Annotated in this window: 18 protein-coding genes; all 18 read right to left on the minus strand. The window is 49.2% G+C overall.

The genetic code is table 11. From position 1 onward, the window contains the following. Positions 1 to 1,284 carry a hypothetical protein gene (locus B2M23_RS00465; RefSeq protein ID WP_038350848.1) on the minus strand — a complete coding sequence of 428 codons (1,284 nt, stop codon included), beginning with the start codon at positions 1,282 to 1,284 and terminating at the stop codon, positions 1 to 3. Positions 1,285 to 1,483: 199 nt separating this feature from the next. Beyond that, on the minus strand, positions 1,484 to 4,636 hold the full coding sequence (locus B2M23_RS00470) for an Ig-like domain-containing protein (protein WP_052237046.1): 3,153 nt from the start codon (positions 4,634 to 4,636) through the stop codon (positions 1,484 to 1,486). 162 nt (positions 4,637 to 4,798) lie between these two features. Beyond that, positions 4,799 to 5,605, minus strand: coding sequence for an alpha/beta hydrolase (locus tag B2M23_RS00475; RefSeq protein WP_038350849.1), 807 nt, complete (start codon positions 5,603 to 5,605; stop codon positions 4,799 to 4,801). Positions 5,606 to 5,750: 145 nt separating this feature from the next. Beyond that, positions 5,751 to 6,437, minus strand: coding sequence for a response regulator transcription factor (locus tag B2M23_RS00480; protein WP_038350850.1), 687 nt, complete (start codon positions 6,435 to 6,437; stop codon positions 5,751 to 5,753). Next, on the minus strand, positions 6,430 to 7,926 hold the full coding sequence (locus B2M23_RS00485; protein WP_038350851.1) for a histidine kinase: 1,497 nt from the start codon (positions 7,924 to 7,926) through the stop codon (positions 6,430 to 6,432). Before B2M23_RS00485 ends, B2M23_RS00480 begins: the two co-directional genes overlap by 8 nt. A gap of 72 nt (positions 7,927 to 7,998) precedes the next feature. Continuing rightward, positions 7,999 to 9,468: an alanine/glycine:cation symporter family protein gene (locus tag B2M23_RS00490; protein ID WP_052237047.1), complete on the minus strand. Its 1,470-nt coding sequence runs from the start codon at positions 9,466 to 9,468 to the stop codon at positions 7,999 to 8,001. A 113-nt stretch (positions 9,469 to 9,581) separates the two neighbouring features. Then, on the minus strand, positions 9,582 to 10,838 hold the full coding sequence (locus B2M23_RS00495) for a serine hydroxymethyltransferase (protein ID WP_038350852.1): 1,257 nt from the start codon (positions 10,836 to 10,838) through the stop codon (positions 9,582 to 9,584). 220 nt (positions 10,839 to 11,058) lie between these two features. Further along, positions 11,059 to 12,381, minus strand: coding sequence for a D-serine ammonia-lyase (locus tag B2M23_RS00500; RefSeq protein WP_038350853.1), 1,323 nt, complete (start codon positions 12,379 to 12,381; stop codon positions 11,059 to 11,061). 149 nt (positions 12,382 to 12,530) lie between these two features. Next, positions 12,531 to 14,834, minus strand: a complete 2,304-nt coding sequence (locus tag B2M23_RS00505; RefSeq protein ID WP_038350854.1) for an MFS domain-containing histidine kinase — start codon at positions 14,832 to 14,834, stop codon at positions 12,531 to 12,533. Continuing rightward, a complete protein-coding gene (locus B2M23_RS00510; protein WP_013379005.1) occupies positions 14,800 to 15,495 on the minus strand; it encodes a response regulator transcription factor in 696 nt (231 codons plus the stop codon). Before B2M23_RS00510 ends, B2M23_RS00505 begins: the two co-directional genes overlap by 35 nt. A 396-nt stretch (positions 15,496 to 15,891) precedes the next feature. Continuing rightward, positions 15,892 to 17,286 (minus strand): serine hydrolase domain-containing protein, encoded by a 1,395-nt coding sequence (locus tag B2M23_RS00515; RefSeq protein WP_038350855.1) that lies wholly within the window; start codon positions 17,284 to 17,286, stop codon positions 15,892 to 15,894. 126 nt (positions 17,287 to 17,412) lie between these two features. Then, positions 17,413 to 19,383 (minus strand): sodium-translocating pyrophosphatase, encoded by a 1,971-nt coding sequence (locus tag B2M23_RS00520; RefSeq protein WP_038350856.1) that lies wholly within the window; start codon positions 19,381 to 19,383, stop codon positions 17,413 to 17,415. 40 nt (positions 19,384 to 19,423) lie between these two features. Next, positions 19,424 to 19,654, minus strand: a complete 231-nt coding sequence (secG, locus tag B2M23_RS00525) for a preprotein translocase subunit SecG (protein WP_013379001.1) — start codon at positions 19,652 to 19,654, stop codon at positions 19,424 to 19,426. A 132-nt stretch (positions 19,655 to 19,786) separates the two neighbouring features. Continuing rightward, the gene (gene gpmI, locus B2M23_RS00530) at positions 19,787 to 21,319 is read right to left on the minus strand and encodes a 2,3-bisphosphoglycerate-independent phosphoglycerate mutase (RefSeq protein WP_038350857.1); all 1,533 of its coding nucleotides are present in this window, start codon (positions 21,317 to 21,319) and stop codon (positions 19,787 to 19,789) included. 121 nt (positions 21,320 to 21,440) lie between these two features. Beyond that, positions 21,441 to 22,181 (minus strand): triose-phosphate isomerase, encoded by a 741-nt coding sequence (tpiA, locus tag B2M23_RS00535; RefSeq protein WP_038350858.1) that lies wholly within the window; start codon positions 22,179 to 22,181, stop codon positions 21,441 to 21,443. A gap of 214 nt (positions 22,182 to 22,395) precedes the next feature. Then, a complete protein-coding gene (locus B2M23_RS00540; RefSeq protein ID WP_201261610.1) occupies positions 22,396 to 23,601 on the minus strand; it encodes a phosphoglycerate kinase in 1,206 nt (401 codons plus the stop codon). A gap of 106 nt (positions 23,602 to 23,707) precedes the next feature. After that, on the minus strand, positions 23,708 to 24,721 hold the full coding sequence (gap, locus tag B2M23_RS00545) for a type I glyceraldehyde-3-phosphate dehydrogenase (protein ID WP_038350860.1): 1,014 nt from the start codon (positions 24,719 to 24,721) through the stop codon (positions 23,708 to 23,710). Between the two features lie 28 nt (positions 24,722 to 24,749). Then, the gene (locus tag B2M23_RS00550; RefSeq protein ID WP_052237048.1) at positions 24,750 to 25,838 is read right to left on the minus strand and encodes a sugar-binding transcriptional regulator; all 1,089 of its coding nucleotides are present in this window, start codon (positions 25,836 to 25,838) and stop codon (positions 24,750 to 24,752) included. Positions 25,839 to 25,894: the final 56 nt, after the last annotated feature.

A 25,894-nucleotide genomic window follows, 5' to 3' on the forward strand; every position in this document is an offset into this window, starting at 1 on the left:
TTATAAATACTTTTTTCTGCGCCGGACAATCACCACAATCACAACGGCGGCGATGGCCAGCACGATAATTCCTGCTCCAATACCTACCCAGGTATAAATGGTCTGAACCGACGGCCCGATGTGCACCGTGGCCTCTGCTGTGCAGGGCTGGTAATCGTCGCTGCCGGTAAAGCTCACCTTTACTGTCTGATCTCCCTCAGCATGATTGTAGTCAAGTTTAAGCTCATCGTTTTTATACTTGATGGGCTGATTGTTATGGTCCACCAGGCTCAGTTTCAGGCTTTCCAGCACAGCGGTGTCCAGCTTCGCGCTGTTCTTATCATAGGGCACACTGTGCGGATTCTGAGTGAGCACTACCGCGCAGGGAGCAGCATCAATAATCTTGACATTGGCTGTGGCCGTGGCGGGCTGGTAACCGCTGTTACCCTGATATTTCACAGTAACGTCCTGTTTTCCCGCTGTGTGGTTATAGCTGAGCTGCAGCTCACTCAGCGTAAAACTGACATTCTTTTTAGCGCTGTCGGTGATGGTGATCTTGAGTGCATCGGCTATGGCCTTATCCATGCCTGCCTTATCATCGTGATAGGCAACCTTCGGCGTTTCTCTGGACAGAGTAATGGTAACCTTCTGCGGGTTTTCCACGGCAACCTTCGCCTCGGCCGCCGACGCTGCATACTCGGCATTTCCCTTGTACTTCACCGTAACCAGCTGTGTGCCTGCATCGCGGTTATAGCTGAGATCCAGCTCGTCTGTACTGTACTTGATATTTTCTCCGTGGCTGTTCACCACCCGCACCTCCAGCGCTTTGATGATCGCACTGTCCATGCCTGCCTTGTCTGCAAACAACTTGACCGAGGGCACACTTCCCACCAGAAGAACACTCGTGCCCTCCAGACTGTTAATCTTGATCATGGCGGTCGCTTCACTTTCGGCATATTTCTCATTTCCTTTATAGGTTACTGTCACTTTTTGATTACCCGGGCTCCGGTTATAGCTGAGCACGATGTCCTCCCGGCTGCTGTTGATTTTCTGGCTTTTCTCATCCATGACATTGATGGCCAGGCTGTCGTAAACCATTTTGTCCAGTGTTTCCGGGCTCGCACTGTAATTCACCACCGCACCGGAGGCCTTCAGATTAATATAGGTCGACTGCGGCGGCAGCACACTGGGCATGGGCTCATTGCTCTCGGCAAAAACAGGTCCACTCCCCCAGAGCATAAACATTGTAAAAAATACTGCCAGCAGACATTTTAAACCTCGCTGTCTTAAAATTGAGCACTTCATTTTCCTCTCCTTTTCTGGAATAAATTGAATATTCCACTTTAATTAAAATTTTATTTCTAAAAGGATTATACACGATGAAGTTCCACAAAAGATCCCCAACCAATGCTCTCGGAGCCCCTGTCCTTCTAACTTTCTTTCAAATTAATGGTACCTCCTACAGTACCTCAGAATTATAACTCACAAATCCAAATTCATCCACCTATCTTCTTCGGGCTGACACAGCCGTGAGTGCTGTAAAACCAGCCAGCAGAATCAGGGCTGCTGGTATAGAGGCCTGCTCGGATAGAATCCCCGTATGCGGGCCGTCCCCGCCAGCCTTTTTCACTGTGATAACCGCACTGGCAGTTTTCCCTCCATCCTCAGTGGCGACGGTAATGGTGGCCTTTCCGGCGGCTACGCCTGTAACCTTACCCTGACTGTCTACCTCGGCGATTTTAGAATCTGAGGATTTCCAGCTCACCTTTTTATTGGTGGCATTGGCTGGCTCGATGGCAGCTGTCAAAGTCAGGCTCTTTCCCTGAATCAGCTCTGCGCTGGTCTTATCAAGCCTGACGCCTGTCACATGCACCACTGGCTCGGGTTTATCCGAAACCAGCACTGCTCCGAAGGTTCGCAGCCTGTTTTGAGCCTCCATCTCTCTGACGATACCGCTATAAGATGCCGCAGTGGTCGCAACCACTGCTTTCTGCCCTTCCGGCTCCGGAAGATACAGGTACAGGTTAGCAGCCTCATCGGTCACTGCGTCCTTGAGGTTCAGTGTCTTTTCGCCTACCTTGCCCTCCAGACTGCCTGCATTGGCTGCGGTACCCACGGTCAGTGTGGTCTTATAGGCCCGTACCCCGGCAGTGTCCACTGGTTCGGGCGAAACGGTATTGTGCACTGCGTTCAAGCTGCCGCCATCCACTGTGATGACCGGTTCTCCTGCGGCTGCTCTTCCCGCTGCCTTACCAGCTGACGGCAGCGTCTGTCCCTGACCGGTTGCTTCTGCCAGAATGTCATTAGTATTTCCAGATACCCATGTGGTACCCCCGCTCACATGGATGCCGCCATTGGCGTACAGTCCGTATACATACTGGTTATTGTCGTTTTCCGCCAGCAGGTGGTGTGCACCGCCGCTGATGGTAATCTTTCCCTCTGCGCCGACTGCATAGCTGCCGCTTTTCACATCAACACTGCCGCCGCTCAGGGCTATATCACCCTTGCTGCCGATAACAAGGGTTTCTGTATCACCCTCGTCTATTCCGGTCACCTTACCGTCGTTGATGTTAATATTGTTTCCGTACAGTCCAAACGCCCCCTTCACATTCACATTACCACCGTTGACGGTAACACTGTCATCAGGATTTTGCGATTCGGAAAAAATAGCCGTGCTGGCTGTGCTGTGCGCTGCGATGGTACCGCTGTTAATCACAATATTTCGCATACTTACGATGGCTCCATAGAGCTTATCCGGTGACACATCACAGCTCAGGCTTCCGCTGCCGCCAAAGGCCAGTGTGTCGATATCGCCGCTGTCTGAATAGAAGCTCGCAAATACAGCGGATTCGTTTTCCGAAACAATGCTGTTGTCGCCCCTGGTGATAAGCTCAGTATTATGATTGTTAACCCGGATACCACTTTGTTCAGAATGAATTTTGATATTATCAAGGGTCAATCGGCAGTATTCCGCAGTGTTGTCATCCGGCGGCGTCACATATGTCTTACCGATAACGATGGTTTCATCGGTTTCGCTCTTCCCTGCTTTCATGGATGCAGTGCTGTTTCCGGGCGCCAGAATGTAGTGGTTCTTAAAGTAAAAGGGTGTGTGGCCGTTTTCAGAGGTAACCGCCATTTCCGGAACCGATTCTTCCATTTTGGCTTCATAGCCGTTGCTTCCTTTGATTGCCAGACCATCATAATCCGTTTCGTTTAACGTGACACCAAAGGGATTTTGTTCAACCAGTGAAACATAAACGCACAGCTGCCCCTTGTCGTTAGTATTCATATCGCGAATACCATAAGCGCCGTTTTCCGGCGCTGCCTCATCCTCACCAAAGAAACCGGCGTTGAAAAAGAGGGACACACTGCTGTCCGCCGGCAAACCGTTCATGGTTACCAGCTCTGCCTTGACCTCGATATCGTCATCCTCGTCAATATAGCTGATGGGTTCTGGTTGGATTTTATTGCTCCCGGTAAAGATGCTGCCGCCCTTCAGATAAACTCGTGTGGGAACTGGCTCATCGCCAAAATCGCCGCCGTAAATATCATATTTAGCCCCCTGGGCGTGGACGGTTCCTCCGGCGATGGTCACGTTGTCTTTTTCCTTATCCTTGGCATATGCCCCGCCGTGAATCCCGACTTGAGAACCTGAGGCCACGACCTGTCCACCGTTGATGGCCAGTGTATTGGTAGCGTCCAGCCCGACATAGCCATTTTTAGCTGTTACGCTGCCTCGGTTAATGGTGATGTTTCCAATAACAGAAATTCCTGAAGTCCCATAGGACGCGCCCTTTTCAACCGCGTCGCCGATAACCGTACCGCCGTTGATCACACAGGTACCGCCCTTTCCTTCGCCGTCCCCGGTGGAAATACCAGCGCCGGGCGCCTTACCCAAAAGGGTGCCGCCGTTGACCTCCAGGCCATTATAACAATAAACTGCTCCGGCATAAATCGGTGTATCACCGTTATCTACCTCCGCTGTGAGGCTTCCACCGTTCATTGTCAGCTTTTCCGCAAAGTGTGCGCTGATGGCGTACACCTCTTCAGCGCCGGCCTGCAGGGCTACAGCCTTTATACTCTGATCATCCACAATGGCATTGGAGGCGTGAATCTGGCCGCCCTCCATAAAAGTTCCGCCCAGCCCTAAATTTTCAAGGGCAAAGCTGCTGCCTGAGCGCAGCGTAAGTGTACCGTCGCCGTCCACAGTCAGCTTAGACGCGTTGGTACCGCCGCCCTCATCACCGATGAACAGGGCTGAGGTCTTCTCTGATTTCAGATTGCTGCTCCCTGCCAGCGTGAGGCTGAGGTTACCCTGCTGCACATATAGGGGCATTCCCTGCTGTCCCTCGCTGTCTGTGGCAATCTGCACACTGTTCAGGGTAAGCGCAAAGTTTCCATCGCCCTTAACCATAATCACATCCGTGGTCACCGGTGTATCCGGCGCCATGCTGACAGTATAGCTGCCTCCCTTAATAAAGCACAATGTGCCTTTCTCGTAGGTATAACCCTCCTGGCTTCCCTCGACCACAAAGCCTTTTCCGGCCGGGGCGGCAGATGGTTCGGCGGCTTCCTCCGCCTTTGCCATAACACTGCCGCCTGCTGTGAGCAGCAGGAATGTGAGAATGGTGGTAAGCAAAATATGAATCCTTCTCATTTTGATTGCTCCCTTCTTTTTGTATCTTTATATCATTTCTTACCCTATCTTACACCCCAGAGTACAACAAAAGAACAACAAAACCCGGCTTTACTCAATTTTGGAGCAAATAAAAATCCGCGGCGTCGTATTTCGCGGCACCGCGGGATTCGCTATCCATTCTTATCCCAGACGGTATTCAATCCATGACAGAGCGTCCTCGATGACCTCGTCTCGGATATACTCGTTAAAAATTTCATGGCAGGCATTGCCATAGATTTTCATCTGCTTGTCCTCAGAGGGAATATCCGCAAGGAAATCCTTTGTATCCTTCGGTGACACCAGGGCATCCTTCTCGCCGTGCAGCAAAAGCACCGGATAGCTGAAGGTTTTGTTGTCCATGAGCCATCGCAGGCCCTCAGCGATGCTCTGGCAGAGACCGGCAGTAAAAAATTTGCCGTTTAAAGGGTCCTTCCCATAAGCCTCTACCACGGCCGGGTCGCTGCACACGCCGTCGCCAAGCTCGTTGGGGAATTCTGTCTTCGGGTCAAGCCCCATATCCACATTGATGATGAGTCCGGTGTTGTCACGGGTCAGCCCGCCGGACAGCACGATGCCGTCCACCACATCCGGATACCTGGTACCGAATGCCGCCGCCGCGAAGCCGCCCATGCTGTGCCCGATGACATAGACTGGCAGCCCTGGATTTTCTTCTTTGGCCAGCTCAACAATAAAGTTGGTGTCATCGATGATTTCATCCTTATTTGTGTAGAAATAGCGGTCCCCGGACGATTTTCCGTGGCCTCTGTGGTCAAAACGATACACCTTAAAATCACGGGCAGTAAATTTGCCGGTGATGTAGTCGTACCGGCCCTGATGCTCGCAGAGACCGTGTACGAAGACCACGACCGCCTTGCATACCTCTGGGGTATCCACGGTCATTACCAGCTCCATGCCGTCAAAGGACGCAACGGTTAATTCTTTTCTCATGATATTCCTCCTTTAGGACTGAGTGACGTTTGCATTTAGTTTTATTGTAAGGGGAAATTGCCTCAATGTCAACACTTTCAAATTTGTCTTTAAGGAATTCCACAGGGCCTACAAAAAAGATCGGCGCAAAATTGCACCGATCTTTTTAACGTTTCTTTTCACAAAAGGCTGCCGGCGTCATGCCGATATGCTGTTTGAAATATTTATAAAAATTATTAAGGCTTTCATACCCTGTCATCAGGGCCGCCTCCTTGACGCTGGCCTCACCGCTCTCCAAGAGTCCCATAGCTTTCTCGATCCGCACTTTATGGACATAGGTCATGACAGTGCTATCCATATACTTTTTAAAAAGCCTGGCGATCTGGCTGGGCGTTGAATAAGAAATATCCGCCAGGGTGGTCAGGTCAATTTTCTCAGCGTAGTGGCTGTGAATATACTCCAAAACACCATTGACTGTGGCACTTCCTGTAAACTGCCAGCCGATGGCCCGGTTCAGCGCTTCCATGAACTGCTCGTACTGGATAGGCTTGAGCAGAATATCCTTTGCCCCGAGCCGCAGCGCCTGCTGGGCATAGCTGAAGGACTCGAAAGCTGTGATGATAATAAAATCAGTCTCACTGTCGCTTTCCTCCATCACCTCAAACCCGTTCATGATGGGCATCTGAATATCGAGGAATACCAGCCGCGGCTTTTCTTTCTCAATTAAGGCCATTGCCTCGCGGCCATCTTCAGCAGTGCCCACAATATCAATGGGCAGCTCGTTCTTCTTTATAAAAAATGTGAGAATTTCGGACACAGCTGGTTCGTCATCGACAATAATGGCTTTAATCATGAGGTTCCTCCTTTACTGCCCGGGCCGGTATATTGACAGCCACACTGGTTTCTTCTTTTCCGGAGAGCAGCGTCATGGTAAAATCCTTTCCAAAGGCTGCGGCCAGCTTGCTGTAAATCAGTGACAAACCGTGGCCGCTTCCGCTTGTCAGGCTTCGGTTCACGCGGTTCAGGGTAATGGGGTTCATGACTGCGCCGTTGTTGCTGATAATGATATGGGCCCGTCCATCCTCCACCCAAGCCCGCAGGACCAGGCGGCGCTCTTTGACATTTCTCCCAAATCCGTGAATAAAGGCGTTTTCCGCAATGGGCTGGAGAAAATTAAAGGGGACGGCCACCCCCATGAGGGCATCATTCAGGTCATAGGTCAGGCTGAGCCCTTTGCGGTACCTGAGCTTCTGAAGGTTCAGATAATTGTTGAGATACGCCAGCTCCCTCTCAAAGGCCACAAAGCGGCAGTCTGTTTTCATGGTATACCGAAACAGGTCTGCCAGATCAATGATCCCTGAGTAAAGCCGTTCTGAGCCATCCTGCAAAGCCATGGAGGCCATGCAGTTCAGGGTATTGAACAGAAAATGATGGTTGATTTTTAGATTGGTGACCGTGTCCTGGGCGATCTGTAGATTCTGCTCGAGCATGGCTCCGTGTTTTCGGGAGCTTATAATGGCGTTTTCCTTGGTTTCCAGCTCCCTCCGGGCATCGTCGAACACACAGTAATTAACAATGTTGTTGGCGATCTCACCCAGCAGCTTCTTGATGCTGAGGGCTGCGCTCTCCGGCATATCATACAGGCCTTCGTGCTCCTCCATTCTGGAGCCGGTCAGCAGAATAAAACCGCCGCGCACCACACCGATACACATATCCTCATGGATAATGGGTACGCTGTAGATTCTCAGATTCATGGGGCAGACTGTCTCTATACAGGCGGTATCTTCGGAAAAGGTACAGCTTTCCATACAGGCACAGGTTTCCGGATGCTTTTCGGGGTCGCAGTGTTTTTTGCAGAACGCCGGAAAATGGGGGGTCTGGAGCACCACCTGCCAATCCGAATCAAAGATGGTCAGTGGCAGGTTCAAGGGCTCAATAAGCGGCCCTCTCAGGCTCTCCACTGCTGCGTACAGAGCGTTCTTCCCGCTGCTGTCCATGCCCTTCATCTCCCGCATACTGATCTCTCGGGCCCCGCTGACAGGGTTCGACACCAGCAGCTCACAGATGGGTTCGTCTGTATCATTGATAGTCTCATGGGTACTGCCTGCTTCCATATACAGCATAGCCCCCTGAGAGCAGCGTTTCCGCTCCCCATCAATCACATAAATCCCCTCGCCGCTCAAAATATAGACCAGCTGCTCCTGCCCATAATGCACATGCTCGACCTGGTGCTTTCCAGGCAGGATTACTGTCCGCCCAATATTCATGGACTGCCTTGGATTGTTCTCCTCATGGATATGCTGCCACTCCACATAACCCCATTCTGTCTCCTGTATTTTCATATCGCCACCCCTGTTTTTTTCATTATATCACAAAAACTTCCAGAACAGCGGCCTGGAAGTTTTTGCAGCGGATCATCGCTGTTTTTTCTTTGCATACTTATCCCAGATATGATCTGGGTCATCAATGCCGAAATCCGCAGGATGGAATACCGGGTCCAGCCCCTCGCGTCTCTGCCGCTGATAGTCCTTGACCATACGGACTGCCTGCCTGGATAGCAGCAGGATAGCCACAATATTGAGCCAGGTCATGATACCTGCGCCAGTATCGCCCATGGTCCAGATTGCATCTGCGCTGACGATAACGCCCGAGAAGGTAGAGAGGATAAAGATCGCTCTGAATACTTGCACTGCCATTTTCTTTCCGTGGAACAGATAGTTCACATTGCTCTCAGCCTGATAGGAGTAGCCGATAAGACTGGTGAAGATGAAGAGGCTGATGATCACTGCAAAGAGCTTTCCGCCGATGAGACCGCCGTAAGTCGCCTCAAGAATATCCTGTGTCCATCCAACGCCGTACTGGCTGCCGGGCAGGTATTCTACCAGCATGCTGCCGTCCGGGCCTGCCACATTGTAGGACATACTCAGCAAAAGAATAATGGCTGTGGAGGTACAGACAATAAAGGATACAATATAAACGGACAGCGCCTGCACCAGCCCCTGCTTCACTGGGTGTGAGGTTTCCGCAGCAGAAGCCACAATGGCGCCGGAGCCCTGTCCTGCCTCGGTGGAGTAAACGCCGCGCTTAACACCCCAGGCAATAGCTGAGCCCACAATACCGCCAAAGACCGCATCTGCCCCAAAGGCAGATTTGAAGACCAGCGCAATGGTTGAGGGGATGTTCTGGTAGTAGATCACGACGATACCAATGGCCATCAGCATGTAGACCAGGCACATGGCCGGCGCCGCCTTTTCCGCAAACTTACCGATACGCTTGACACCGCCGAAGGTTACAATCCCCAGAAACACGCAGAGCAGAATACCGCCGAAGATCATCGGCAGCCCAAAGGAGCGCTCAAAGGTACTCGCCAGTGAGTTGGAATGAAGCCCTGGCATCAGGATACCCGGCCCCAGAATCGTCGCTACAGCAAAAACCTTGGCGTACTTACTCGAAATCCATTTATTTTTGAAGCCGCGCTCAATATATAAGGCCGGGCCGCCGATGTATTCATCATTCACCCGCCGTTTATAGGCCTGGGCCAGTGTCGTTTCGATGAGCGCCGTAGCCGCGCCCAGAAGGCCCAGTATCCACATCCACAATAATGCGCCGGGACCTCCGAAATAAATACCTGTCGCCACGCCGGCCACAGAGCCCATGCCCACGCGGGAGCCGACCGTTGTCGCAAAGGCCTGGAATGGTGTGATTCCGTCTTTGCTGCCCTTCTCCTGGTGGACAATCAGGCCGACCATATCCTTAAAATGACGAATTTGAGGAAAGCCCAGCCATACTGAAAAAACAAGTCCCGCTATCAGGCACAGCACCACCAACGGTGTGCTCCATACCACACTGCTGACAGCATTGATCATATTATTAAAAGTTTCCAAAAGTTACCCTCCCATGATATAAGCGGCTGACAGCCGATCACCTTGATATCAGCTGTTAACCTTACCCTGAAGCCTGTTAAAAGGCCTCAAACCTCTCTCTGTATGCGGCAGGCTCAGTCTTCGAAATATCCTTCCGGATACAGCGGAAATTCTGAGATCAGGGCTGCGGCCTGGGCTTTGAGCTCGTCCAGCTTTGCCTTGTTATCCACATTGGCTGCTACCTCGTTCATGATACCGGCGATCTGTGTAATTTCTTTTTCTTTAAGCCCTCGCTGAGTGGTGGAGGTAAGACCGATACGCACCCCGCTGGTCACCATTGGGCTTTCTTTGTCAAAGGGGATCACATTTTTATTGACGGTAATACCCACGTATTCCAGTGCCTCCTCAAAGGCTTTACCGGTCAGGTTTTTAGGTCTTAAATCCACCATCACAATATGGTTGTCTGTGCCGCCGCTGATGATGCGGAAACCGTAATTCTGAAGGGCTTCTGCCAGGCACTTCGCGTTCTTGACAATCTGTTCCATGACCGCCTTAAACTCCGGGGTGGACGCGTAGCCAAAGGACCAGGCTTTTGCGGCAATGGTCGCCAGATGGATTGAGCCAATGGTTCCCGGGAAGGTGCCCTTGTCCAAAAGCTTAGCGTGTTCAGCCTTACAGAAAACCATGCCGGAGCGTGGACCGCAGAAGGTTTTGGTCGTGGAGGACGAAACAAAATCTGCGTAGGGGATCGGGCTTGGGATCACCTTGGCTGCAACCAGGCCGGCAATGTGCGCCATATCAATCATCAGATAAGCACCGCATTTTTTCGCGATTTCCGCCATTCTTTCATAGTCGATCAGACGTGGATAGGAGCTTGCGCCGCCGATGATGAGTTTTGGCTTGTATTCCATGGCTTTCTTTTCCAGAGCGTCGTAATCAATCTGCTCAGTTTCCGGGTCAACACCGTAAAAGTCGTATTCGTAAACTTTTCTCAGGAAGTTTACCGGAGAGCCGTGGGTCAGGTGCCCGCCCTGGTCGAGACGCATGCTCAGCACCCGGTCGCCAGGTGCCAGGATGGCAGAGTAAACACAGTAGTTTGCTGTGGAGCCAGAGTAGGACTGTACGTTGACATGATCTGCGCCAAAGAGAGCTTTTGCACGGTCGCGCGCCAGGTTTTCAATTTTATCGGCCTCCTCAGAGCCAGCCTGAAAGCGGGCGCCCGGATAGCCTTCCTCTGTTTTATTGGTAAAAACAGAACCGCTGAGCTCCAGCACCTCGGTGGGAGCAGTGCTTTCAGAAGCAATCATCTCAATATTGCCCTCCTGGCGTTTCAGCTCAGCGGCAACAATCTCGTATACGGCAGGGTCGGTTTTTTGAGTGGTTTTTAACATTTTATGAACCTCTTTCTTATTTTAAACATTTTTTCGGGGATTGTCGACTTCCCATATTTCTCTGTATTGGATGGTTTTATTTTATCAGGATTTTACGAAAGGGTATATTCTTGTTCTTGACGGATCATTTACGGATTTTGACTATTCGCCCCTGTCCGTCGCAGTAAAAAAGGCTGCTCCTCTGTTAAACTCAGAGAAACAGCCTTTTTATATTCCTTCACTATTCTTGTATCAGCTGGCAGCCTTTTTGGTAGTAGGCCTCCATTTCTTCCTCAGGCACCATATTGCCGCCGGTAGCCCAGACCAGGTGCACCGCATTTTTCAGCCGCTCCTCTGTCAAGCCTTTTTTCTCAAGGTAAGCGGCGTCGCGCAGCACATGGGACGGCCCCGGGAAACCTGCGCAGCCTGAGGGCTCAATGGTCAGGCGCTCTGTGTCCATGACCAGCCCCAGCAGCCGATACATTTCCTCATCCTCTATGGTAAACGCGCCGTCGATTAAGGTTCTCATCACCCGCCCAACCAGACGGGAGGGACGGCTGACTGCCAGACCGTCAGCGGCGGTTTTGCCATCCAATCCAATATCTGAAACACTGATACCATCGTTCAGTCCGGTCATCATCCCCAGGAGCATACAGGGCGCATGGGTTGGCTCTGCAAAAAAACAGTGGGCATTTTCGCCAAAGACGGTTTTAAGACCAAAGGTTACACCGCCAGGACCGCCGCCTACGCCGCAGGGCAGGTACACAAACAGGGGATGCTCCGCGTCTATGACAATTTTCAGCGCGTCGAACTGTTTTTTCAGGCGCGCCGCCGCTGTGGAATATCCCAGAAACAGGTCAGCTGAGCCCTCGTCATCCACAAAGTGGCAGGTGGGGTCACCCTCTGCCTGTCTTCTCCCCTCGGCCACAGCTTTCTGATAATCCTCAGGGTACTCGATGACATGTACCCCCTTTGACCGCAGCATGTCCTTTTTCCACTGTCTGGCATCTGCCGACATATGCACTGTGACGTCAAAGCCCAGCTTTGCGCTGATAATGCCAATGCTCAGCCCCAGATTGCCCGTGGAGCCAACAGCTACCCTGTAACCGGAAAACAGGTCTTTAAAGCGTTTTTCGGCCAATATGGCATAATTATCCCCATAACTCAGTATCCCTCTCTCAACAGCAATGGTTTCTGCCAGCTTCAGCACCTCGTAAATGCCGCCCCGGGCTTTGATAGAGCCTGAGACAGGCAGATGGCTGTCGCACTTGATCAGCAGTTTTCCGGGGATCGCTTGGCCATACCGCTTTTCAAGGGCGGCCTGCATATCCGGCGCTTTCTTTAACGGTGATTCTATAATGCCGCCGGCTTCTTTGGTTTCGGGAAAGCTGGCTTCGATATAAGGTGCAAATCGCCGCAGTCTTGCCTCCGCATCGTCTGTGTTCTCCTGCGTAAAGGGCAGTTCCTCGGTCTCATCCGAGTCTGGATTAAACCAGATAACCTCCTCGCCCCGCTGCATACGCCGGGTCAGGGGATAATCCTCGTATAACTGATTCACGTCCATTTTTGATTCCTCCATGATCTCATTGTTACTTTAAAGTATACCGTTTTCCAGAAAAAATTCCATTCTATATTCTGTCAAATTTTATACCAATCTTGACAAAAAATGAAAAGCCAGGGCTCTGTAAATCCAGCCCCTGGCTTTTGCTTTGTCTATTCGTTCTTTTCTTCAGCTTCTGTTTCGCTGGTTTCTTCTGCCATCACCGCTTTTGCCGGCTCGTCATCTGGCACCAGCTCCAGATAAACGGTCGCCTTGAACAGGTCGCCATCGATGGTCAGGTCGAACTGGCCGTTCTGCAGCTCGGTCAGGTCCTTGGCAATGGCAAGCCCCAGTCCGCTTCCCTCGCTGTGACGGGTATCGTCACCGCGTTTAAAGCGCTCCAGCAGCTCCTCAGCCGGAATATTCAGCGGATCGGCTGAAATATTCTTAATGATGAAAACCCCACGGTCTGTAAACATATCTCGGTCAATGGTCATATAGACCCGGGAGCCGGGCAGCGCGTATTTGAGCACATTGGACAGCAGATTTTCAATAACCCGCCAGAGCAGGCGGCCATCTGCGCGTACCATCACCTTTTCCTGAGGGCGGCTGACAATGAACTGAAGACCGGAATCCTCGATCTTGTCCTCAAGCTCGCCCATCCCCTGGTTTACCAGCGCTTCCACGTTTACGGTATCCCAATGCACCTCCATATTGCCTGTCGAGGCCTTGGCCGCTTCAAAAAGGTCGTCGGTCAGCGCCTTCAGACGCGCAGCCTTCTGTTCCAGTACCCCAATGTAGCGCTCCCTGGATTCCTCGTCGATGTCTTCCTTTTTCAGCAAGTCGATATAGGTGATGATGGATGTCAGCGGGGTACGGATATCATGAGAAACATTGGTGATCAGCTCCGTTTTCAGCCGTTCACTTTTCAGCTCCTTTTCCACCGCGTCTCTGACCGCTGTCGATAAGCCTTCGTTAATATTATTGATGTTTTTTGCCATTTCCTCCACCGGCCCATGTCCTTCAACCTCAATCTTATAGTCTGTATCGCCCTCATAAATACGCTCCACGCCCTTGATGGTCTGATCCAGAGATTTTGCCCGTTTTGCGCCAAACCACAAAACCACGCCCAGCAGGATGATACCGATTGGCGGCAGTGCCACAATGAGCATTCCCACGATCGCACAGATGATAATGGCGGCGCACAGCAGCATCACCAGTGAACGGCCTTTGATCACGTTCCGGTAAAAGTCCCGGATACGCCGGCAGAAGCGTTTGATCAGGCGTCCGCACTTTTTACACAGCACAACCGTGCCAAACCGGTCCATAAAGCGGTGTGCCTTGACAACACGCACAATGCTCAGCACATAGTTGTAGGCAAGGGCTACTGCAAGGATCAGCAGGATCGCGGACATGTAGGCAGGCAGTCTGTACATAATGCAGGCCATCCCTGCCGCAACGAGCATCCCCTCAATCCATGACAGGATAATCAAATGCAGGTCCCAATACATACGGTCAATGGCCAACAGATGAATGTCGTTGTCTGTCTCGCGGCGTCCGGCACCAATACAGGCCACCACCAGACAGATCAATGATAACAATCCGCAGACGAAGAAAACCTGAACGGCCAATACGGCGTCTGCACGATCCTGGCTGTATATTTCAGCCATTTCATTGACCTTCTGGTCGTCAAAGGCAAGGATAATACGGTTATCGGTATTGCTGTTTCCGCCGTAGTCATAATTCCTTACTTCCTGGGAAGCGTTGATCTTCCCCTTGTTATTTTCGAGATAGACTTTGGACTGCATGAGGGCCTCAGGCGTTACACCCTCGCCGCTGGTCTTTTTCTGCCCGTCCCGCTCAATGTACCACTCCAGGCCAAAGTTTTTCTGAGCATTTTCCAGACTGTTCAATGTGTTTGCATAGTTCTGGAGCTGCTTCTGTATCTGATCCTCCCGATACTTCTCGATTTCCTTGCCGTGTCTTTCCATAAAAGCATCGGAGTTAATGACATCAATGACTGTTTTGGGCACAGTGCTATCGGAACGTTCGCTGTAGTAATAGCTGCTGACATCGCCGAGCTCTTCCTCCCACAGCCCGAAACGGCTCCGGTCTTCTGAAAGCAGCGAAAGCTTGTACTCCTCAATGGCAGCGTCCTCATCAAGAAGGGCCCCGCTTCGGATATATTCCTCGGAGCGGTAGGTATCAGCCAGGGCAAACAGGTCATGGTAGACACTGTAGACCTCTGAGCGCAGTGAGCTGCTCTTCAGATAATCCTGCTCATCCCAGGTTTCTGAAATGCCAAAGCCCTCCATCTTGGTTGTGGCTGTCTGCTCCAGCACAAAGATGCCTGTACTCAATAGCAGCACCGCCAGGATAAACGCAATGAGCTTTACGCCTGTATTGCGGAGCAGATGCTCACTTTTTATCACGATCACTCCGCTATTGCGGAGGGTATTTTTCGACTTTGTATCCAATTCCCCACACCACCTTTAAGTATTTGGGCTCCTTCGGATTGATTTCAATCTTTTCGCGAATGCGCCGCACATGGACGGCAACGGTGTTGTCCGCATTGTACGAAGGCTCCTCCCAGACATTTTCATAAATCTGCTCGATGGAAAAAACCTTTCCCATTTCCCGCATCAAAAATTTCAAAATTTTATACTCCACCGGGGTCAGCTTAACCTCTTCCCCGTCAACTGTCACTTTTTTATAGGCGTCGTCCAACTCCAGACCGCCTGTTTTGTACACATCTGTCCGTTTCACATAGCTGCCAAGGGTTGTGTAGCGCCGCAGCTGGGACTTCACCCGGGCGATCACCTCCAGCGGATTAAAGGGCTTTGTGATATAATCGTCTCCACCAACGGTCAGTCCCATGATTTTATCGTTGTCCTCGGCCTTTGCCGACAGGAAAATAATCGGAATATTCGCGGTCTCACGGATTTTCAGGGTTGCGTGAATCCCGTCCATTTCGGGCATCATGATGTCCATCAGTATAAGATGAATGGTATTTTCAGAGACAATTTCCAGCGCTTCTTTTCCAGAATATGCCTTAAAAATATCATACCCCTCATTTTTCAGGTAAAGCTCCAAAGCGTCGACGATTTCCCGCTCGTCATCACATATTAATATGTTCATTTCTTACTCCTTCTGTCCTTCAGTATCGATCTGATGGTATTATAATACCATAACATTCTTACAAAGAAAGTGCCCATTTTATTAAGAATTTATGAAGTGCTGAAAAAAGACCCGAACCCGCTGTCTCAACTGGATTCCTGAAAACAGCACGCTGCTTCCAATCAAAAAAGAACACCCCCCTGAATTACCAGAGGGGGTGTTCTTAGATGGGTTAGAAGGTCCTTAGTTTTAATTGGGCAGAAGGGACACCTCCCTTCTGCCACCATTAAAGAAAGGAAATATACCCGCATACCGGATACACACTTTCAGTATAGCGCATTTCGTCAAAAAAACCAGTGCCGGATAAAAAAATCACGCTGGAAACTTGACACGACTGCGGCTTTGACGGATTCCCATTCAGGCTTTGGCTCTCGGCAAAATCCTGGAGCCATAACGCATTCCGAAAACGTCTCGGCGTTCATCCGCGATCATCTGAATAAAGGTATCGCCATAGGTGCCTGCGATCATGCCATGTCCGGGTTCGATCATCGTAACTGCAGAGGCCTTATCACCGTTTTTCAGCAATACTTCTCCCGTTTCGTCTATAAAAAGCTCCACCTTTGTGCCTTCATCAGAAGCGTAAACGCCGCAGGCTGCTCTGAGGGTTTCGGCATCCCAGGGCTTGTTTTCATAATGATGGCGGCGTCTTTCAGCCTTGAAGCCCATGCCCATGCTCAGGGCTGCTTCCGCCACGCCGCTGACTGGCACATCCTCAGTATTGCAAAGCACAATAACGCCCAGTCCTTTTTCACGGCACCACAGCAGATGTGAGGAAACGCCAGGCAGGCTTCCTCCATGTCCAGCAACCTGTAAGCCATTCAGCTCCTTGATATCAAGCCCGTAGCCATAATCTGTCACATAGGAATCCATCTGGTGCTTTGTCGTCATGGCTGCGATGGTCTCTGGCTTTGCAATGACCGTTCCGTTAAGGCCTGTCCCGTCATTCAGATACATGGCAACGTATTTCTTCAAATCTTTTAAGGTGGATTTCATGGCGCCACCGCCGTTTAATACAAAGGCGTTGTCATGATAATCCTTGACCTTTGTCAGCTCACCTGCGATAACTGCGTAAAGCGCCGCATGATTTTCATCCTTCAGCGGACGCACAAAATCGCAGAAGCTCCGTTCCATTCCCAGAGGCTTCAAAATATGCTCAAGCAGATAATCCGCGTAGGAGGCGGAGCCACCATGATGGTAAATAATATCGGACAGCAGTCCATAGCCGTCATTGCAGTAGCTGAAATATTCGCCCGGCCAGCCGATAAATTCTTCCTGGGCATCCAGCCTTCCTGCCACCTGACGGCATCCTTCCTGAGCCAGCTCTGCATTGTATGCCAGGTCACCCACGACAGCTTCATCCAGCCCCAGCTCTGCCGCCACTGTGTCCACTACAATGCGTGACTGAGGAAAATACCCGCCGCTGTGAAACATGAGATGCTTGATCAAAACCGGTTTTCCCTGGTTCATTCCCTTAAATTCCGGAATATAGTCGCTCACCGGGTCCTCAATGCTCAGAATGCCATCCTCCTGCATTTTTAAAATGGCCAGGCAGGTAAAGGATTTTGTCAGGGACGCGAGGCCAAAAATCGTTTTATCATCAATGCTCTTTCCGGTTTCCTGATCCCGTTTCCCGAAAAAGTGCTCATATTTTGTTACGCCCTGTGCGTCCACAATGGCTACAGCCATCCCCACAGCCTTGTGGTCTTCCATGCATTTTTCCACACTGGTTTCAAATTTCTCTTGTTCTGTCATCTTCGTTCTTTTCTCCTTTAAGGCTTTTGTCTTTCCATAGTATACAGCTTATCTGTCAATAAATAAAGCCATAAATAAAAAAATCCCGCAGTGCCGAAGGACGGCACCGCGGGATATGTTTTCTTCTTAAAGACCCATGAAGATTGGCGCGAATACCAATGCAACGATAGTCATTAATTTGATTAAAATATTGATGGATGGTCCGGAAGTATCTTTGAATGGGTCACCAACGGTATCCCCAACAACAGCAGCTTTATGTGCTTCTGAGCCTTTGCCGCCATGTACACCAGATTCGATGTATTTTTTAGCATTATCCCATGCACCACCGGCGTTTGACATCATAATTGCCATGAGGACACCAGAAGCCAGAGCACCAGCCAATAAACCACCAAGCGCTTCTGCACCTAACAGGATACCCATTAAAAGCGGAGCAACAATGGCCAGCAGGCCTGGAGCAATCATTTTCTTCAAAGCAGCAGCAGTTGAAATATCAACACATTTTGCATAGTCCGGTTTGCTGGTACCAGCCATAATACCGGAATCTTCTTTGAACTGACGGCGAACTTCTTCAATCATGTCATTGGCAGCATCGCCTACAGCTTCCATGGTTAAAGCGGAGAATAAGAATGGCAGCATTGCGCCGAGTAATAAACCGATGATAACCATTGGGTCCAGTAAGCTGATCTGGCTTAATCCAACTGTTTCAGCATAGGACGCGAACAGACCAAGAGCGGTCAGCGCTGCAGAACCAATAGCGAAGCCTTTACCGATGGCAGCAGTGGTGTTACCAACAGCATCCAGCTGGTCCGTAATGCTGCGGACTTCTTCAGGAAGTTCAGACATTTCTGCAATCCCGCCGGCATTATCAGCGATAGGGCCATAAGCGTCAACGGCGATGGTCATACCACAGGTGGATAACATACCAACAGCAGCTAAGGCAATACCGAACAGGCCAGCAGCCCAGTAAGCCAGGAAGATCGCAATCGCGATCGCGATCAATGGCAGAGCTGTGGATTTCATACCAACAGCCAGACCGGAGATAACAGTGGTTGCGGAACCTGTTTCAGACTGCTGAGCAATATGCTGTACTGGTTTGTATTTTTCAGAGGTATAGTATTCAGTCAGCTGGCCGATGGCAATACCAACGATTAAACCAGAGATAATTGCAATGAATGGATAGAAGCTGCCTAACATATAGGTAGACAGGAAGTAGGAAGCGATGATGACCAGAACACCAGATACATAAGTACCCATATTTAAGGATTTCTGCGGGCTTCCGCCTTCTTTGCCGCGTACGAAGAAAGTACCGATGATTGAAGCGATGATACCGATAGCGGCTAATAATAATGGGAATAAAATACCGACAACGCTCTGGGTAACAACAACACCCAGGGTCATTGCTGAGATTAAAGAACCAACATAAGATTCAAACAGGTCAGAACCCATACCGGCAACGTCACCAACGTTGTCACCAACATTATCGGCGATAACTGCAGGGTTTCTCGGGTCATCTTCAGGGATACCGGCTTCTACCTTACCAACAAGGTCAGCTCCAACGTCAGCAGCTTTTGTATAGATACCACCGCCAACACGGCCGAATAAAGCCATAGAGGAAGCACCCAGACCAAAGCCAGTTACAATGGCTGTATCCTGAAAAATAATGTAAAGTACGCTAACACCGATTAAGCCTAAGCCTACAACGCACATACCCATAACGGCACCGCCTGAAAAAGCTGTGCTCAGGGCCTTGTTCATGCCTTCTTCTTTAGCGGCATTCGCAGTTCTTACGTTTGCTTTGGTAGCAACGTTCATGCCAAAGAAACCAGCCAGAACTGAGAAAAGTGCACCGATTAAGAAGCAAACAGCTGTCTGCCATCCGAGGCCAGGTGTCACACACAAGATAATAAATAAAATAACAATAAAGACGGCCATCATTTTGTACTCTCTGGTCAGGAAAGCCATGGCGCCTTCATGAATGTAAGAAGCGATTTCCTTCATACGGTCTGTGCCTTCAGCGACTTTATTGACACGGGCAGTATAGAAAACTGCAACTAACAATGCGATTACCCCAATAACAGGAGCGATCCATAATTCCATTTTGCAAATTCCCCCTTCGTGAAATTTTCAGATTTTTCGATTAAGCTAAAAGTGAATAAATGAAAGCAGATAACATAAATACAATAGCGGAACCAATCGTGATCTTTTCAAGAATGGCTTCAAGACCTCTGGCTTTCTTACGGCCGAATAATGTTTCAGCGCCGCCTTCAATCGCGCCACCCATACCTGCAACCTTTGCCGGTGACAGCAGAATGCTGATAATCAGTGCAAAACTTGCAATCACTAAAAGAACGATTAAGAATGTTTTCATTGTATCACCTCCGTTTTAATCGTAAGATAAATCTTATCATAACCTTAAGATTTTTTCAATAATAAAATAGGCCCTGAAAAGGAATTTCAGGGCTTTTTTTGCATGTAATCGGTTTTCAACCGCAAATTTTTCTTATTTCTTAATAAGTGATGTCCCGGTCATTTCCGCGGGAACGTCCATGTCCAGCAGATCCAAAATCGTCGGTGAGATGTCCGCCAGACGTCCGTCGTCTCTCAGCTCAATCTCACCCGCGCCGGCGATCACACATTCCACCGGATTCGTGGTGTGGGCCGTCCATGGCTTCTTGGTATCATAGTCGATCATCTTTTCCGCATTGCCGTGGTCAGCGGTCAGGATCACATTGCCGCCCTTGGCTAAAATGGCGTCGATCACCTTTTTAGAGCATTCATCCACGGTCATGACTGCTTTTTCAGCTGCTTCCATCACACCGGTATGTCCAACCATATCGGTATTGGCATAGTTGAGGATAATGACCTTGTATTTATCCGAATCAATGGCTTCCAGGACCTTTTCAGTTACCTCATAAGCGCTCATTTCCGGCTGTAAATCATAGGTTGCCACCTTTGGCGACGGTACCAGAATACGGTCCTCACCTTCATACTGTTTTTCAAGGCCGCCGTTAAAGAAATAGGTGACATGGGCGTATTTTTCTGTTTCGGCAATACGCAGCTGCGGCACACCATTAGCGCTCAGGTATTCGCCCAGGGTATTGGTGACTGTTTCCGGTTTAAAAGCAATTTCAACCCCTTCAAAGCTGGCATCGTACTGAGTCATAGAGATATAATGTACAGGAATATAGCCGCGTTCACGGTTAAATTCAGCAAAATCCGGTTCGATAAATGTCCGTGACAGCTCACGGGCACGGTCCGGACGGAAATTGAAGAAAATAATGGTATCATTAGCCTGGATACGCTTATCCACTTCCGGCTTAATGACGGTTGGGATAACAAATTCGTCATTAACGTCTTCCTTGTAGCTCAGCTCCATGGCTTCTACGGCTGAGTCTGCAACGTTGCCTTTGCCCAAAGCAATGGCATTGTAGGCTTTTTCAACCCGTTCCCAGCGGTTGTCACGGTCCATGGCATAATAGCGGCCTTCAACCGTTGCGATTTCGCCCACGCCGATCTCCGCCATCTTTGCTTCCAGTTCCCTGATAAAACCAAGTCCGCTGGTCGGTGCAGTATCGCGGCCATCCATAAAGCAATGAACATAGACCTTCTCAACGCCTTCCTTCTTAGCCAGCTCCAGCAAACCATACAGATGTTTTAAGTGGCTGTGAACGCCCCCGTCAGACGCCAGGCCCATCACATGAAGGGCTGTGCCGTTTTCCTTGACGTTTTTAATGCCATCCATAAAGACCGGATTTTCAAAGAAATCCCCGTCCTCAATAGATTTCGTAATGCGTGTCAGCTCCTGATAAACGACACGGCCTGCTCCCAGATTCAGGTGGCCAACCTCAGAGTTACCCATCTGTCCCTCGGGCAGCCCAACGCCTAAGCCGCTGGCTACAATATGGGTGTGGGGGTATTTTTCATAAAAAGCATCCAGGTTTGGAGACGGCGCTTCAAGTACAGCGTTGCCCTCCGCAATGGGGGTATAACCGTATCCATCCAGGATAATTAACGCAGTTAAATTTCCTCTCATAAATATCAATCCTTTCTTTGTATCGCTCAATTCAAAGCAATAACGGGAGCTCGGAGCTGTTGTCTTTCTCCTCGTCTCCCGTTATCAATCACAAATTCCCGGCCTTTATCAATGGCCTTTGTTAAAATTTAACGATCTTAGCAAAATCAGCCGTCAAGCTGGCGCCGCCAACCAGAGCGCCGTCGATGTTTGGCATGGCCATCAGTTCAGCGACATTGGCAGGCTTCACACTTCCGCCGTACTGTACACGGACAGCTTCAGCTGGGTCTTTACCGTACATTTCTTCAATGGTCTTGCGCACCCAGCCGCAGGCTTCGTCTGCTTCTTCCTTTGAAGCGGTTTTTCCGGTTCCAATGGCCCAGATTGGTTCATAGGCAATGACGACTTTGGAAATATCATCAATATTTTTACAGCCTTCCTTGATCTGTCCAACGACCTTTGCTTCTGCTTTTCCGCTTTCACGTTCTTCAAGGGTTTCACCGCAGCACACGATTGGAGTTAAGCCCAGTTCAAGAGCCTTGATGGCTTTTTTATTAACAGCTTCATCTGTTTCGTTGTAGTATTCACGGCGTTCGGAGTGACCGATAACCGCATATTTCACGCCGATGGCTGTCAACATTTCGCCAGCGATTTCGCCAGTGAACGCGCCGCTTGTTTCGTAATGCATATTCTGAGCGCCGATACCAATATTGGTGCCTTCAGTCAGTCTAACGGCTTCCACTAAGTCAACATAGGGCGGACAGAAAACAACCTCTGCCTCTGCGCCTTCTACTAAAGGTTTTAATTCATTTATTAAGGCGGCAGCTTCATTAATATCTTTGTTCATTTTCCAGTTGCCGGCAATGATTGGTCTTCTTGACATAATAATCTCCTCTTTATTTGTATATTATGGTTATAAAAAACGGCAGTTTGTTTTTTGTATAGTCAACCAATGACCCCATCGTCTTTATTTGAAAAGCCCCTGATCTTCCTTACGGAAGGGCTTTTCAAGCAAGACGTTCGCTTCGTGCGCCCATTCACTCGCTGCCGCTCGTTTCCTATTCGCTGTCCGTTTTTTTACAAAACCGGATTCAGCATTACTTGTTTTCTAAAACGTCGATACCTGGTAATACTTTTCCTTCCATAAATTCTAAGGAAGCGCCGCCTCCAGTAGAAATATGGCTCATGCCGTCTTCAAATCCAAGCTGTTTCACAGCCGCTGCAGAATCCCCGCCGCCAATGATGGTCACTGCGTCCGATTCAGCCATCGCTTTGGCAACCGCAACGGTTCCTTTTGCAAATTCAGGGAATTCAAAAACACCCATTGGTCCGTTCCAGATAACGGTTTTAGCGTCCTTAATGGTGTCTGCAAAAAGCTTCTGAGTTTCAACACCGATATCCAGCCCCATCTGATCTGACGGAATCGCGTCAACCTTTACGTTGGTAGCCGGAGCATCTGCCTTGAATTCAGGCGCTACAACCACGTCGATTGGTAATAACAGCTTGACACCCTTTGCTTCAGCCTTTGCCAGTAATTCCTTTGCGAGATCGATCTTGTCTTCTTCTAATAAAGAAGAACCGATTTCGTAGCCCTGTGCTTTTAAGAACGTAAAGGCCATACCGCCGCCGACGATTAAGGAATCCACCTTTTCAAGCAGATTGTTGATGACGCCGATTTTGTCCGAAACCTTAGAGCCGCCCAAAATCGCAACAAAAGGTCTCTTAGGATCTTCTAAAGCACCGCCGATAAAATCCAGCTCTTTCTGAATCAGGAAGCCTGAAACGGCTGGCAGGTAATCTGCAACACCGGCTGTGGAAGCATGTGCGCGGTGGCTGGAGCCAAAAGCGTCTTCAACAAAAACGTCACCCAGGCTTGCCAGCTCTTTGGCAAAGGATGGTTCGTTTTTCTTTTCTTCCGGTCTGAAACGGGTATTCTGTAACAGCAGAATCTGACCCGGTTTAAGCGCTGCCGCTGCATCCTTGGTTACCTGGCCAACAACCTCGCCGTCATCGTTAAACACCACTTCGGTCCCCAGCACTTCAGATAATCTTTTCGCAACTGGCAGTAAAGAGAACTTCGGGTCAGGTTCGTTCTTTGGACGTCCAAGATGAGACATCAAGATAAGAGAAGCTCCCTGATCCAAAATATACTTAATGGTTGGCAGAGCTGCCTGGATTCTGGTATCATCTGTGATAACGCCGTCTTCATTAAGCGGAACATTGAAGTCCGCGCGCATCAATACCTTTTTGCCTTTTAAATCGATATCTTTTACTGTTTTTTTCATAAGTTTCCTCAACCTCATTTCAAATTTCATTAAAAAAGGGGGTCGCGTGACCCCCCGTTTTAAAATCTACCGGTAGGGGCAGATTTAGTACTTGTTATTATGTAGTTTTTATAAATAAATCTAATTAAGCAAGTTCAGAGAAGTATTTGATTGTTCTTACCATCTGACTTGTGTAAGAGTTTTCATTGTCATACCAGGAAACAACTTTTACTAAGGTTTCGTTGTTACCCATGTCCATAACAGTGGTCTGAGTCGCATCGAATAAAGAACCATAGGAAATACCGATGATATCAGAAGATACCAACTCATCTTCTGTATAACCGAAAGACTGGTCAGCAGCTTTTTTCATTGCTTCGTTAACCTGTTCAGCTGTTACAGTACCTTCAACAACAGCAACTAACTGGGTTAAAGAACCTGTTGGAACTGGAACACGCTGTGCGCCGCCGTCTAAAACACCCTTTAATTCCGGGATAACCAAGCCGATTGCTTTAGCAGCACCAGTAGAGTTTGGAACGATATTAACAGCTGCAGCACGAGCTCTTCTTAAATCGCCTTTTCTCTGAGGTCCGTCCAAAGTCATCTGGTCACCGGTGTAAGCATGAACAGTGGTCATGTAGCCTTTTCTGATCTTAGCTAATTTATTTAAGGTATCAGCCATTGGGGCTAAGCAGTTTGTTGTACAGGAAGCTGCGGAGATAACTTTATCATCAGCTGTTAAAACATCTTCATTAACACCAAATACAACGGTTGGAAGATCGTTGCCTGCCGGAGCGGAGATAACAACTTTTTTAGCACCTGCATTTACGTGAGCCATTGCTTTATCTTTAGAAGCGAAGAAACCAGTACATTCCAGAACAACGTCTACGTCTAATTCGCCCCATGGTAATTTTGCAGGATCTGCTTCTGCATAGATTTTGATTTCTTTACCATCAACAACGATAGAATCTTCCTTAGCTTCTACCTTATCAGCTAAAGCATAGGTACCCTGAGCTGAGTCATATTTTAATAAATGAGCTAACATTCTTGGGCTTGTTAAGTCGTTGATAGCTACTACTTCATAACCTTCAGCACCAAACATCTGTCTGAATGCCAGACGACCAATTCTACCAAAACCATTAATTGCAACTTTTACAGACATTTTATCTGCCTCCTTAAAAATATAATACTTATTTATTTAACTTACGGATGATCTCTTTAGCAGCGCTTTCATCCGTTATTAACACCATATTCGGCTTAACACGGCTGACCCCTATAATGGCGTCGGCTTTGCTCTCGCCGCCCGATATCGCAATCACATGCTGGATACGGTTATAATTTTCAATGCTGATCCCGATGGTACTGGACGGGGAAACCACGTTTCCGTCAATATCGAAATAATGTCCGAAAGCTTCGCCCACAGCACCCTTGTCAAGCAGAGCCTGTTTTTCGCTTTCCTTCATATTCCGCCAGTCCGCCAAAACATCTGCCCGGCCAATGCCAAAGACAAAAATATCAATATCATCCATTTTATTAAATACCCGTTTAATCTCCGGGTAATCCTTCAGGGCTTCCAAAAGGCGGTTGTCGATGTTATCGGGTAAATGCAGCAGCTCATAATTCGCATGGAGCTTAAGCCCCATTTCAGCAACGACGTTGTTCGCCTGGGTCGAGTGGCTTTTGCCAATCCCTCCCCTTGCCGGAATCACATAGACATCCGGGTAAAAGGCTTCCTTCATCTGCTCTGCGATGGCTGCTGTGCTGGCGCCGCCAGTCAGTGCCAGGATGTCCTTGTATTTCATGATGGACAACACATAGCGGGCGCCTGAACGGCCCATAAATTTCAGAACCTGATAGTTCATATCCATGTCGCCCGGGGAAACAATAGCTTTTTTCAGATGCAGCTTTTCCTCCAGCTCGCGCTCAAGCTGCTCAAGACCATTATAGGTGTAAAGCATGCGCTTAAGCTGAATGATAATCTTGCGGCCAAGCTCTGTCAGGACAACGCCCTGGCGTTCTACCTGGACAAGCTTCTGGGCCTGGAGAAAATCAATTTCATTCCGCACCTGGCGTTCACTCATATCGAGGACAAAAGCAAGATTTCGTCTCCCAATCGGTTCTTCGCTTTTGATTGTTGACAGAATGTTGTAGCGCATCTCAATCAGTGAGCCGATTTCCGGCACAACCAAACGCTGCAGGTCAACTAACTCTTTGCTGATTTTTATGTTTTCGCTTGACAACTCTTCACTTCCATTCCGTCTCTGAACTCGTCTGTTCATTTTTGTTCCCGCTGGGACAAATTTATTATATACCAATTCTGAAGATATTTCAAGTT

Source organism: Eubacterium limosum, from assembly GCF_000807675.2.
Lineage (GTDB): Bacteria > Bacillota > Clostridia > Eubacteriales > Eubacteriaceae > Eubacterium > Eubacterium limosum.